Here is a 13,666-nt window from a genome sequence, read left to right as displayed (position 1 = left end):
GACCCGTTGACGGCGGTCCGGACACCGCAGCGGCCGTTCGACGGGGGTGTTTCCCTGATGGGGAACGAAGAGAAGCTTCTGGACCACCTGAAGTGGATGACGGGCGAGCTCCGCCAGACCAGGCAGCGCCTGCGCGAGGTGGAGGAGGAGCGCCAGGAGCCCATGGCGATCGTGGGGATGGGATGCCGCTATCCGGGCGGCATCCGCACCCCCGAACAGCTGTGGGACCTGGTCGCCTCCGGCGGGGACGCCGTCACCGGCTTCCCCGCCGACCGGGGCTGGGACCTCGACGCCCTCTACGACCCCGACCCGGACGGGACGAACACCTCCTACACCCGCGAAGGCGGCTTCCTCGACGCCGCCGGCGACTTCGACGCCGCCTTCTTCGGGATCTCCCCGCGCGAGGCCCTCGCCATGGACCCCCAGCAGCGCCTCCTCCTGGAGACCGCCTGGGAGGCCGTCGAACGCGCCGGCATCGACCCCGAGACCCTGCGCGGTACCCCCACCGGCGTCTTCGTCGGCTCCAACAGCCAGGACTACGCCTCCCTGCTGCGCCACGAGGCCGAGGAACTCGGCGGCTACCTCGCCATCGGCAGCTCCGCCAGCGTCATGTCCGGCCGCATCTCCTACGCCCTCGGCCTGGAAGGCCCCGCGGCGACCGTCGACACCGCCTGCTCGTCCTCTCTCGTCGCCCTCCACTGGGCCGTCCGCGCACTGCGCGGCGGCGAGTGCAGCATGGCCCTCGTCGGCGGCGTCGCCATGATGTCCACCCCCGGCGCGTTCATCGAGTTCTCCCGCCAGCGCGGCCTCGCCGCCGACGGCCGCTGCAAGGCCTTCGCAGCGGCCGCCGACGGCACCGGCTGGGGCGAAGGCGCCGGCATGCTCCTCATCGAACGGCTCTCCGACGCCCGCCGGCTTGGCCACCCCGTCCTCGCGGTCATCCGCGGCTCCGCCGTCAACCAGGACGGCGCCAGCAGCGGCCTCACCGCCCCCAACGGCCCCTCCCAGCAGCGCGTCATCCACGACGCGCTGACCGACGCCGGACTCGCCGCGCCCGACGTCGACGCCGTCGAGGCACACGGCACCGGCACCCGCCTCGGCGACCCCATCGAGGCACAGGCACTGCTGGCGACCTACGGCCAGGGCCGCCCCGCCGGCAACCCCCTGTGGCTCGGCTCGCTGAAGTCGAACATCGGCCACACGCAGGCCGCCGCCGGCGTCGGCGGCATCATCAAGATGGTCCAGGCGATGCGCCACGGCGTCCTGCCCAAGACCCTCCACGTCGACGAGCCGTCCCCGCACGTCGACTGGTCGGCGGGCGCGGTGGAACTCCTCACCGACCAGCGGGACTGGCCGGCTGCCGCCGACCGGCCGCGCCGCGCCGCCGTCTCCTCCTTCGGCATGAGCGGCACCAACGCCCACGTCATCGTCGAAGAAGCCCGCGAAGCGGCCGCCGAAGCCCCCGGCACGCCCGCCGACCGGCCGCTCCCCGTCGTCGCCTGGCCGCTTTCCGGCCGCACCGAGGAGGCCCTCGCCTCCCAGGCCGCCCGCCTGACCGCCCACCTCACCGGGCTCCCCGCCGCGGACCGCCCCCACCCCGCCGACACCGGCCGCGCGCTCGCCACCACCCGCACCGCCTTCGACCACCGCGCCGTCGTCCTCGGCGCCGACCACGACGCCCTCACCGCCGGCCTCGCCGCCCTCGCCGCGGGTGACACCCACCCCGGCCTCGTCCGCGGCCTCGCGGGCGACGACACCCGGGCGGCCTTCCTGTTCACGGGTCAGGGTGCGCAGCGGGCGGGGATGGGGCGCGAGCTGTACGCGGCCTTCCCGGTGTTCGCCGAGGCGCTGGATGCCGTGTGTGCGGAGATCGACCCGGTGTTGGGGCGTTCGCTGCGGGAGGTGATGTTCGCGGAGGACTCCGCCGAGCTGGACCGTACGGAGTTCACGCAGCCGGCGCTGTTCGCGATCGAGGTGGCGCTGTTCCGGCTGGTGGAGAGCTGGGGTCTGAAGTCCGACTATCTGCTGGGTCACTCCATTGGTGAGATCGCCGCTGCGCATGTGGCGGGGGTGTTCTCGCTGGCTGATGCGGCGCGTCTGGTTGTTGCGCGTGGTCGTCTGATGCAGGCGCTGCCGGCTGGTGGTGCCATGGTCTCCGTACGCGCCTCCGAGGCGGAGGTGGCCGAGCTGGTCGCCTCGTACGAGGACGTGAGTATCGCGGCCGTCAACGGGCCGAGTTCTGTCGTGATCTCGGGTGCCGAAGACTCGGTGACCGCTGTTGCGGCCGTGCTGGCCGGGCGGGGTGTCAAGACCAAGCGGCTCACGGTCAGCCACGCGTTCCACTCGCCGCTGATGGACCCGATGCTGGACGAATTCCGCACCGTCCTGGCGTCGGTCGCGTTCGCCGCCCCGACCCTCCCCGTGGTCTCCAACCTCACGGGTGAGGTGGCTTCCGGGGAAGAGCTCTGCTCGCCCGAGTACTGGGTGCGCCACGTCCGTGAGGCCGTGCGCTTCGCGGACGGCATGGCCGCCCTGGAAGCGGAGGGCGTCACCCGGTTCGTCGAACTCGGCCCCGACGGCGTCCTGTCCGCGATGGGCGCCGACTGCGTCGAGGACGGCGTGTTCGTGCCGGTGCTGCGCAAGGACCGCGACGAGGCCGAGGCCGCGGTCGCCGCACTCGGGCGGGCCCACGCCCACGGCGTCCCGGTCGACTGGGCCGCGTACTACGCCGGGACCGGCGCGCGCCGCGTGGACCTGCCGACGTACGCCTTCCAGCACCAGCGTTTCTGGCCGAAGAAGGCCCGCTTCACCCCCGGCGACGTCACCGGCCTCGGACTCGGGGCCGCGGACCACCCGCTGCTCGGCGCGTGCGTGTCGCTCGCCGGCGAGGACGGCCTCGTCATGACCGGCCGCATCGGGCCGGATACCCACCCGTGGCTCGCGGAACACGCCGTGCACGGCCGGGTGTGGCTGCCGGGCACCGCCTTCGTCGAGCTGGCCGTGCAGGCCGGCGACCGCACCGGCTGCACCCTGGTCGACGAGCTCACGCTCCACCAGCCCCTCGTACTGCCCGAACACGGCGGGGTCTTCCTCCAGCTGCTCGTCGGCGAACCGGACGCCACGGGCCGTCGCCCGCTGCGCGTCCACTCGCGCCCCGCCGACGCCCAGGACGCCGACGACGCGCCCTGGACCCTGCACGCCTCCGGCTCCCTCGCCGTCGCCGGCCCCGCGGCCTCCGCCGCTCCGCCCGACCTTCAGGCCTGGCCGCCGGCCGGCGCCGCCGAGGTGCCCGTGGACGGCCTGTACGAACAGCTCGCCGACGCAGGCTTCGGCTACGGACCGCTCTTCCGCGGCCTGCGCGCCGCCTGGCAGCACGACGGCGCACTGTACGCCGAGGTGGCGCTGCCCGCCGACGACCGCACCGCCGACGGGTTCGGCCTCCACCCGGCACTCCTGGACGCCGGCCTGCACGGCCTGGGTCTGGGCGTCCTCGACGCCCTGGACGAAGGCTCCGAGGCCGGCCCCGCCGCCTGGGTGCCGTTCTCGTGGAGCGGCGTCGCCCTCCACGCCGGCGGAGCCCGCGCACTGCGCCTCCGCATCGCCCCGGCCGGCAAGGGGGCCGTCTGCGTCCACCTCGCCGACCTGGACGGGCAGCCTGTCGCCTCCGTCGACTCCCTCGTCCTGCGCCGTGCCACCGCCGTCGGCACACCCGCCGTCGGCAGCGACGACGCCTACCTCCTCGACTGGGTCCCCACCGCCCCCGACGCCGGCGCCCAGGACGAGCCCGGCGACTGGGCGCTGCTCGGCGAGCAGCCCGACACCGCCGCCCTTCTGCCCGGCGTCCCCGTCCACCAGGATCTGGCCGCCCTGGCCGACGCCGCCCCCCGCGTGGTGCTGGCCTCCTTCACGGCCCGACCCGGCGAGGACCCGGTCGCCGCCGCCCACCGGCTCGTCCCCGACGCCGCCCGCCTCCTGCGGGAATGGCTCGCCGACGAGCGGCTGGCCGACGCACGCCTGGTCGTCCTCACGCGCGGCGCGCTCGCCGCCGACGCCACCGAGCGGGCGGAACCCGCGGCGGCCGCCGTCCACGGTCTGCTGCGCTCGGCCCAGTCCGAGAACCCCGGCCGCTTCCTGCTGCTCGACCTTCCCGCCGACCCGGCCGCCCCGCTGCGGCCGGCGGTCGCCGCCGCCCTCGGCGCCGACGAGCCGCACCTGATGTGGCGTGACGGCACCCTGCGGGCGCCCCGCCTGGTGCGCCCCGCCACCGCCGGATCCCTCCTCGCCCTGCCTTCCGACGGCTCCGCCTGGCGCATGGACGCCGATGGCCGGGGCGCCGTCGACGGCCTGTCCGTACGGCCCTCCCCGGAGGCGCTGCGGGAGCTGGGTGCGGGTGAGGTGCGGGTCGCGGTGCGTGCCGCGGGTGTGAACTTCCGCGACGTGCTGATCGCGTTGGGGGTGTATCCGGGTGCGGCTTCGATGGGTATCGAGGGTGCGGGTGTGGTCCTGGAGGTGGGTCCGGGGGTTTCGGGCCTGGCTGTGGGTGACCGTGTGATGGGTGTGCTGGTCGGCGGGTTCGGGCCGGTGACGGTGACGGATGCGCGGATGCTGGCGCGGGTTCCGGAGGGCTGGTCGTTCGCTCGGGCGGCTTCGGTGCCGGTGGTGTTCCTGACGGCGTATTACGCGCTGGTGGAGCTGGCCGGTCTGTCCGAGGGTGAGTCGGTGCTGGTGCACGCGGCTGCCGGTGGTGTGGGTATGGCTGCGGTGCAGGTGGCCCGCCACCTGGGCGCGGAGGTGTTCGCGACGGCGAGTGAGGGCAAGTGGCCGGTGGTGCGGGGGACGGGTGTGGATGCCTCCCGGATCGCCTCGTCGCGGACTTTGGACTTCGAGGAGAGGTTCCTGGCGGCCACGGACGGTCGTGGTGTGGATGTGGTCCTGGATGCGCTGGCGGGTGAGTTCGTGGATGCGTCGCTGCGGCTGTTGCCGCGCGGCGGGCGGTTCGTGGAGATGGGCAAGGCCGATCTGCGCGATCCCGAGCAGGTCGCGGCCGGCCATCCGGGGGTGTCGTACCAGTCCTTCGACCTGATCGACGCCGGCCCTCAGCGCATTGGCGAACTCCTGGAAGAAGTCCTGGGTCTGTTCGCCGAAGGCGTCCTCGAACCGCTCCCGGTGACCTCGTGGGACGTCCGCCGGGCGGGGGAGGCCTTCCGCCACCTCAGCCAGGCACGCCACACCGGCAAGGTCGTCCTCACCCTCCCGGCGCCGTTCGAGTCCGACGGCACGGTGCTGGTGACCGGCGGTACGGGCGCCCTGGGCGGCCTGGTCGCCCGGCACCTGGTCGCCGAGCACGGGGTCCGCCACCTCCTGCTGCTGTCCCGGCGCGGAGCCGACGCCCCGGGCGTCGCCGAACTCGTCGCGGGCCTGGAGGAAGCGGGCGCCCGGACGGTGTCGGTGGCCGCCTGCGACGCCGCCGACCGGGAGGCCCTGGCGGCCGTCCTGGCCGCGGTACCGGCCGGACACCCCCTGACCGGTGTCATCCACGCCGCCGGCGTCCTCGACGACGCCGTCGTCTCCACCCTGCGCCCCGAGCAGATCACGGCCGTGCTCCGGGCCAAGGCCGACGCGGCCTGGAACCTCCACGAACTCACCGCCGACCGCGACCTCGCGGACTTCGTCCTCTTCTCCTCCACCTCCGCCCTCGCCGGCGCCCCCGGCCAGGGCAACTACGCCGCCGCCAACGCCTTCCTGGACGCCCTCGCCGCCCACCGCCAGGCCCACGGCCTGCCCGCCCAGTCCCTCGCGTGGGGGCCGTGGGACCTGGACGGCAGCATGGCCGGCACCCTCGGCGACGCCGACCGGCGCCGCATGACCCGCAGCGGCATCCTCCCGTTCACCGCCGCCGACGGCCTAGCCGCCTTCGACGCCGCCCGCCGCACCGGCGGGGCCGTCGCCGTGCCGCTGCGCCTCGACACCGCGCGGCTGCGCAAGCCCGCCGCCCGCGTACCGGCCCTGCTGCGCGCCCTGGTCCGTCCCTCCGCCGCCGCCCGCCGGGCCGTCAGCCACGACGCCGGGCGCACCGCCGGCCCGGCCCAGGGGGCGGGCCCCGACCGGGAACGGGCCCTGCTCGACCTGGTCCGCCGCGAGGCCGCCGCCGTCCTCGGCCACGGCACGGCGGAGGGCGTCCAGCCCACCAAGGCGTTCAAGGAACTCGGCTTCGACTCCCTGACCGCCGTCGAACTGCGCAACCGGCTCGGCGGCGCGACCGGCCTGCGGCTGCCCGCGTCCCTCGTCTTCGACTACCCCACGCCCGCCGACCTGGTGGCCCACCTCCAGCGCGAACTGGCCGGCCCGGACGAGGAGCCGGCCGCCCCGACGCCCGCGGGCACCCCGGGGCCCCCCGCGGCCGACGAACCGATCGCGATCGTCGGCATGAGCTGCCGCTACCCGGGCGGGGTGGCCGGCCCCGAGGACCTGTGGCGCCTGGTCCTCGACGGAACCGACGGCGTCACCGCGTTCCCCACGGACCGCGGCTGGGACCTCCCCGCCGCCGAGGGCCCCGACGGATTCCGCCGCGAGGGCGGATTCCTGCGCGGCGCCGGGGACTTCGACCCCGAGCTGTTCGGCATCTCCCCGCGCGAGGCCCTCGCCATGGACCCGCAGCAGCGGCTGCTGCTGGAAACCTCCTGGGAGGCGATCGAACGCGCCGGTATCGACCCCACCTCGCTGCGCGGCAGCGCCACCGGCGTCTTCGCCGGTGCCTCGCCGTCCGGTTACGGCGCCGCCCTCCAGCAGGGCGCCGAAGGACTCGAAGGGCACCTCCTGACCGGCACGGCGACCAGCGTGGTCTCCGGCCGTGTCTCCTACACCTTCGGCTTCGAGGGCCCGGCCGTCACCGTCGACACCGCCTGCTCCTCCTCTCTGGTCGCCCTGCACCTCGCCGCCCAGTCCCTGCGCACCGGCGAGTGCTCGATGGCCCTCGCCGGCGGCGTCATGGTCATGGCCGGCCCCGGCATCTTCACCGAGTTCGCCCGCCAGCAGGGCCTCGCCGCCGACGGACGCTGCAAGGCCTTCTCCGCCGACGCCGACGGCACGGGCTGGTCCGAGGGCGCGGGCGTCCTCGTCCTGGAACGCCTGTCGGACGCCGAGCGCAACGGGCACCAGGTCCTCGCCGTCGTCCGTGGCACGGCCGTCAACCAGGACGGCGCCTCCAACGGGCTGACCGCCCCGAACGGTCCGTCCCAGCAGCGCGTCATCCGCGCGGCCCTGGCCAACGCGGGCCTGTCGGCCGCCGAGGTCGACGCGGTGGAGGCGCACGGCACCGGTACCACGCTCGGTGACCCGATCGAGGCGCAGGCGCTGCTGGCCACGTACGGGCAGGAACGTTCCGGTGACGAGCCGCTCTACCTGGGTTCGCTGAAGTCGAACATCGGCCACGCCCAGGCCGCCGCCGGTGTCGGCGGTGTGATCAAGATGGTCGAGGCGATGCGGCACGGTGTGCTGCCGCGGACCTTGCACGTGGGTGAGCCCTCGCCGCACGTGGACTGGTCGGCGGGCGCGGTGGAGCTGCTGACGCAGGCCCGGGAGTGGCCGGAGACCGGCCGTCCGCGCCGGGCCGGTGTCTCCTCCTTCGGCATGAGCGGCACCAACGCGCACATCCTCCTGGAACACGACCCCCGGGCCGCGCAGACCGAGAAGCCCGCCGGCGGCACGGTCCTGCCGGCCGTCCCGTGGGTGCTGTCCGGGAAGTCCGAGGCCGCGGTCCGGGCCCAGGCGCAGCGCCTGGCCGCCTCCCTGGCGGCCCCCGCCGATCCGGCGGACGTGGGCCTCTCGCTCGCCACGGCCCGGGCCGTCATGGAGCACCGCGCGGTGGTCCTGGGCGCCGACCCGGCCGGGGCGCTCGCCGCCCTCGCCGAGGGCCGCGAGGCCGCCGGCGTCGTCCGCGGCCACACGGGCGGTGCGCACGCGGAGGCGGTGTTCGTCTTCCCGGGCCAGGGTTCGCAGTGGGTCGGCATGGCCGTCGAACTCCTCGACTCCTCGCCGGTGTTCGCGGCGCGGATCGCCGAGTGCGAAGCGGCCCTGGCGCCTTACGTGGACTGGTCTTTGACGGAGGTCCTGCGTTCGGACGACGCCCTGGAGGGCGTGGATGTCGTGCAGCCGGTGCTGTTCGCGGTGATGGTGGCGCTGGCCGAGGTCTGGAAGTCCTACGGGGTCCGCCCCGCGGCCGTCATCGGCCACTCGCAGGGTGAGATCGCCGCCGCGTGCGTGGCCGGGGCCCTCTCCCTGGAGGACGCCGCCAAGGTGGTGGCCCTGCGCAGCCAGGCCATCGACGCCATCGCCGGTCTGGGCGGCATGGTCTCCGTCGGCCTCTCCGCCGCCGACGCGGCGGAGCGGATCGCCGCGTCCTTCGGCGACCGGCTGGCCGTCGCCGCCGTCAACGGGCCGTCCTCGACGGTGGTTTCCGGTGACGCGGACGCCTGCGAGGAGCTCGTCACGGTCCTGGAGGCCGAGGGGGTCCGGGCCCGCCGGGTCGCGGTGGAGTACGCCTCCCACTGCTCCCATGTGGAGAAGCTGGAGGCCGAACTGGCCGACCTGCTCAGCGGCCTGAACCCGCGTACGTCCGCGGTCCCCATGTACTCCACCCTCACGGGCGAGCTGCTGGACGGCACCGAGCTGGACGGCGGCTACTGGTACCGCAACCTGCGCAACCCCGTCCTGTTCGAGCAGGCCGTGAAGGCGGCCCTGGCCGACGGGTACCGTCTGTTCGTCGAGTCGAGCCCGCACCCGGTCCTCGCCGTCGGTCTGTCGCAGACGTTCGAGGCGCTCGACGCGTCCGAGAGCGGCGTCGAGCCGGTCGCGATCGGCTCGCTCCGCCGTGACGAGGGCGGTCTGGGCCGGGTGTTCGCCTCGCTCGCCGAGGCGTGGGTGAGCGGCGTCGGCGTCGACTGGACGGCCGTCTTCGACGGCACCGGCGCCCAGCGCACCGACCTGCCGACCTACGCCTTCCAGCACCGGCGCTTCTGGCCGCAGCCCAGGGCGGCCGCCCCGGCGGCGGTCCAGGCCGATCCGGTGGACGCGGCCTTCTGGGAGGCCGTCGAACGCGAGGACCTGGACGCGCTGACCGAGACGCTGGACATTTCCGGCGAGCAGCCGTGGAGCGACGTACTCCCCGCCCTGTCGCAGTGGCGCCGCGAACGCCGTGAACAGGCCGCCGTGGACTCCTGGCGCTACAAGGTCACCTGGAAGCGGCTCCCCGAACCGGCCCCGGTGGACGGTCCCCCCGGCACCTGGCTCGCCCTGGTCCCGGCCGGCCGCGCCGACCACCCCGTCGTGGGGCCGGTCGTCCGGGCCCTCGAAGCCCGGGGCGCGCGGAGCACCCTCGTCCCGGTCGCCGCGGCCGACGCCGACCGGTCCGCCGTCGCCGCGCTCCTCGCCGAGCACGGCACCGCACCGGCCGGGATCGTCTCCTTCCTCGGCCTCGACGGCTCCCTCTGGCCCACCGTCGCCCTGCTCCAGGGCCTCGAGGACGCGGGCGTCGAGGCACCGGTGTGGAGCGTGACCACCGGCGCGGCACCCGAGTCCGACGCCGGGACCGACCCGGCGCAGACGCGGCTGTGGGGCCTTGGCCGTGTCGCGGCCCTGGAACACCCCGACCGCTGGGGCGGACTGGTCGACGTGCCCGCCGACCCCGACGAGCGGGCTGCAACCCTGGTCGCGGGCGTGCTGGCCGGAGGGTACGGGGACGAGGACCAGCTGGCCGTGCGCGCCTCGGGCGTGTTCGGACGCCGGCTGCGCCACGCTTCCCCGGCCCCCGCGCGGCCCGCGCCCCGGGTACGGACCTGGCAGCCGCGCGGCACCGCGCTGATCACCGGCGGAACGGGGGCGATCGGCGCCCACGTGGCCCGCTGGCTCGCCGCGAACGGCGTGGAGCACCTCGTCCTGACCAGCCGGCGCGGCCCCGACGCGCCCGGCGCCCGCGAGCTGGCCGCCGAACTCACCGCCCTGGGCGCCCGCGTCACCGTCGAAGCCTGCGACGCCACCGACCGCGCACAGGTGACCGAGCTCGTCCGGCGGCTGCGCGCGGACGGCGACACCCCGGTACGGGCCGTGCTGCACGCCGCCGGCGTCGCGCACTCCGCCCCGCTGGCCGGGCTGGAGCGCGACGGACTGCACGCGGTCCTCGCCGCCAAGGAGACCGGCGCGGAGGTGCTCGACGAGCTCTTCGCCGACGACGACCTGGACGCCTTCGTGCTGTTCTCGTCCATCGCGGGCGTGTGGGGCAGCGGCAACCAGGCCGCCTACGCGGCCGCCAACGCCCACCTGGACGGCCTCGCCCGGCGCCGCCGCGCCCGCGGACTGACCGCGACCTCCGTCTCCTGGGGCGCGTGGGCCGACGGCGGCATGGTCAGCGACGGCGTCGCCGACCACCTGCGCCGCCGCGGGCTCGCCGCCATGCCCAAGGACCTGGCCGTCGCCGCGCTGCGGCGGGCCGTGGAGGACGACGACACCTGCGTGACCGTCGCCGACGTCGACTGGGACCGGTTCGCGGAGGGCTTCACCGCCCGGCGGCCCAGCCCGCTGCTCGGCGAACTGCCAGAGGTCCGCGAGGCCCTGGCCCGCGCCGAGGCGGACGCGGACGCCGCCGCCCGGCCCGACGCCGAAAACCCCGCCGACGTGCTGCGCGGCCGCCTCGCGGAGCTGTCGGAGCCGGAGCGCGAGACGCTCGTACTGGGTCTCGTACGCGAGCAAACCTCGACAGTCCTCGGGCATGATTCCCCCGGGGCGGTCAAGCAGAACCAGCCCTTCAAGGACCTCGGCATCAACTCGCTCACCGCGCTGGAGCTGCGCAACCGGCTGGGTGCGGTGACGGGGCTGCGGCTGCCCGGAGCACTGGTCTTCGACCACCCCACGCCGTCGGCGGTGGCCAGGTACGTCCTGGCCAAGCTGATGCCGGGGGCGGCGACCGGCCCGGGCGGCGGCGACACGTCCGCCGGCTCCGGCCACGGCGACGAGGCGGCGGTCCGTGCCGCACTGGCCTCCGTCCCGGTGTCCCGGCTGCGGGAGGCGGGCCTGCTCGACGCCCTGCTGCGGCTCGCCGATGGCGACGGCGGCAATGGCGGGAACGGCGGGAACGGCGGCGACGAGGTCGACGGCGGCGCCGACGGCAGCGAAATCGACGACATGGACGCCGAGAGCCTCATCGAACTGGCTCTGGGTGGCGGTACGAACCTTTGATGGCGTTCCCGACGACGTCCTGGTCGACGTCGGCGGGCGAAGTGTGGAGTGCATGATGGCCAACTCTCCGGACAAGATCCTCGAAGCGCTTCGGGCGTCGCTGAAGGAGACCGAACGCCTCCGGCAGCAGAACCAGCAGCTTTCCGCCGCCGCGCGGGAGCCGCTGGCGATCGTCGGCATGAGCTGCCGCTATCCGGGGGGCGTACGCAGCCCCGAGGACCTGTGGCGGCTCGTGGACTCCGGGACCGACGGGATCGGCCCCTTCCCCACCGACCGCGGCTGGGACGTCGGCGCCCTCTACGGCGGCGACGGGGCGGCCTCCGCCACCTACGAGGGCGGGTTCGTCCACGACGCCACCGAGTTCGACCCGGAGTTCTTCGGGATCTCGCCGCGCGAGGCCCTCGCCATGGACCCCCAGCAGCGCCTGCTGCTGGAGGCCTCGTGGGAGGCCGTCGAACGGGCCGGCATCGACCCGGCCTCGCTGCGCGGCAGCAGCACCGGCGTCTTCGCCGGCGCGTCGGCCTCCGGCTACGGGGCCACCCTGCACAACGCGCAGGAGAGCTCGGAGGGGTACTTCCTGACCGGCACCGCCGGCAGCGTCGTCTCCGGCCGCGTCTCCTACCTCCTCGGCCTGGAGGGGCCGGCCGTCACGGTCGACACCGCCTGCTCCTCCTCCCTCGTCGCCGTCCACCTCGCGGCCCAGGCGCTGCGCGCCGGCGAGTGCTCCCTGGCACTCGCCGGCGGCGTCGCCGTCATGGTCACGCCCGGCGCGTTCAGCGAGTTCAGCACCCAGGGCGGCCTCGCCTCCGACGGCCGCTGCAAGTCCTTCGCCGCCGGCAGCGACGGCACCGGCTGGTCCGAGGGCGTCGGCGTCATCCTGCTGGAACGGCTCTCCGACGCACAGCGCAACGGCCACCGGATCCTCGGCCTGCTGCGGGGCTCCGCCGTCAACCAGGACGGTGCCAGCAACGGCCTCACCGCCCCCAACGGCCCGTCCCAGCAGCGCGTCATCCAGCAGGCCCTGAACAACGCGGGCCTGACGTACGCCCAGGTCGACGCGGTCGAGGCGCACGGCACCGGAACCGTCCTCGGCGACCCGATCGAAGCCCAGGCCCTCCTCGACACCTACGGCCGGGAACGGAACGACGGACGGCCGCTGTGGCTGGGCTCCCTCAAGTCCAACATCGGCCACTCCCAGGCCGCCTCCGGCGTCGCCGGCCTCATCAAGATGGTCATGGCGCTCCGGCACGGCGTCCTGCCCAAGACCCTCCACGTCGACGAGCCGACCCCGCACGTCGACTGGGCCTCCGGGGCGGTCGAACTGCTCACCGAGGCCCGCCCCTGGCCCGAGACGGGCGGGCCTCGGCGCGCCGCCGTCTCCGCCTTCGGCGTCAGCGGCACCAACGCGCACGCCATCGTCGAACAGGCCCCTGCGGCCGAGGACGCCCCGCCGGCCGAGGACGGTGCGGCTTCGGCCGCCGCCGCGGCGCCGGTGCTGCCCTGGACGCTGTCCGGCACGGACGACACCGCCCTGCGCGCGCAGGCCGCCCGTCTGCTGGAAGCCCTCGGCGAGAACGCCTCCGACGAAGAAACCTCCGACGAGCACACCCGTGACGGCCGCCCCGGCGACCGCCCCCTCGACATCGCCCACGCCCTGGCCACCACCCGCGCCGCGCTCCACCAGCGGGCCGTCGTCCTCGGCACCGGCCGCGACGACCTCGTCCGCGGCCTCGAGGCGCTGGCCGCGGGCCGGACCGAACCCGGCCTGGTCACCGGCCGCGTCCGCGACGGCCGGACCGCGTTCCTCTTCACCGGCCAGGGCGCGCAGCGCGCGGGCATGGGCCGGGAACTCTACGAGACCTTCCCCGCGTTCGCGGAGGCGCTGGACGCGGTCTGCGCGGAGATCGACCCGGTGCTGGGGCGTTCGCTGCGGGAGGTGATGTTCGCAGGCGAGTCGGCCGAGCTGGACCGCACCGAGTTCACGCAGCCGGCCCTGTTCGCCATCGAGGTCGCCCTGTACCGGCTGGTGGAGAGCTGGGGCATGCGCCCCGACTACCTCCTCGGCCACTCCATCGGCGAGATCGCCGCCGCGCACGTGGCGGGGGTGTTCTCCCTCTCCGACGCGGTGCGGCTGGTCGTCGCCCGTGGCCGGCTGATGCAGGCGCTGCCGGCTGGTGGCGCGATGGTGTCGGTGCGGGCCTCCGAGGCGGAGGTGGCCGAGCTGGTCGCCGCGTACGAGGACGTCAGCATCGCCGCCGTCAACGGGCCGGAGTCCGTGGTCGTCTCGGGTGCCGCCGAGTCCGTGACCGCCATCGCGGCCGTGCTCGCCGAGCGCGGGATCAAGACCAAGCGGCTCACCGTCAGCCACGCCTTCCACTCCCCGCTCATGGACCCGATGCTGGACGAGTTCCGGCAGGTGGCCGACACCCTCACCTAC

2 protein-coding genes (1 of these 2 cut by a window edge) are annotated in these 13,666 nt (G+C 75.1%); both read left to right on the top strand.

Translation table 11 applies throughout. The features are described 5' to 3' along the window. Positions 1-57: 57 nt before the first annotated feature. Positions 58-11,229 (top strand): type I polyketide synthase, encoded by an 11,172-nt coding sequence (locus B4U46_RS39775; RefSeq protein ID WP_079432442.1) that lies wholly within the window; start codon positions 58-60, stop codon positions 11,227-11,229. Between the two features lie 55 nt (positions 11,230-11,284). Beyond that, on the top strand, positions 11,285-13,666 hold the start of the coding sequence (locus tag B4U46_RS35795) for a type I polyketide synthase (protein WP_079432441.1). The gene runs 25,836 nt beyond the window's last position; the window shows 2,382 of its 28,218 coding nt (coding positions 1-2,382); its start codon is at positions 11,285-11,287; its stop codon lies off the right edge, out of view.

It is taken from the genome of Streptomyces katrae (assembly GCF_002028425.1).
Classification (GTDB): Bacteria; Actinomycetota; Actinomycetes; order Streptomycetales; family Streptomycetaceae; genus Streptomyces; species Streptomyces katrae_A.
Note: the sequence above shows the minus strand (reverse complement) of the source record. Positions and strands in the feature narration are given on the sequence as shown.

Excerpts from the sequence above, each read along its gene's own strand:
- B4U46_RS39775 (WP_079432442.1), top strand. The coding sequence starts at position 58 with ATGGGGAACGAAGAGAAGCTTCTGGACCACCTGAAGTGGATGACGGGC.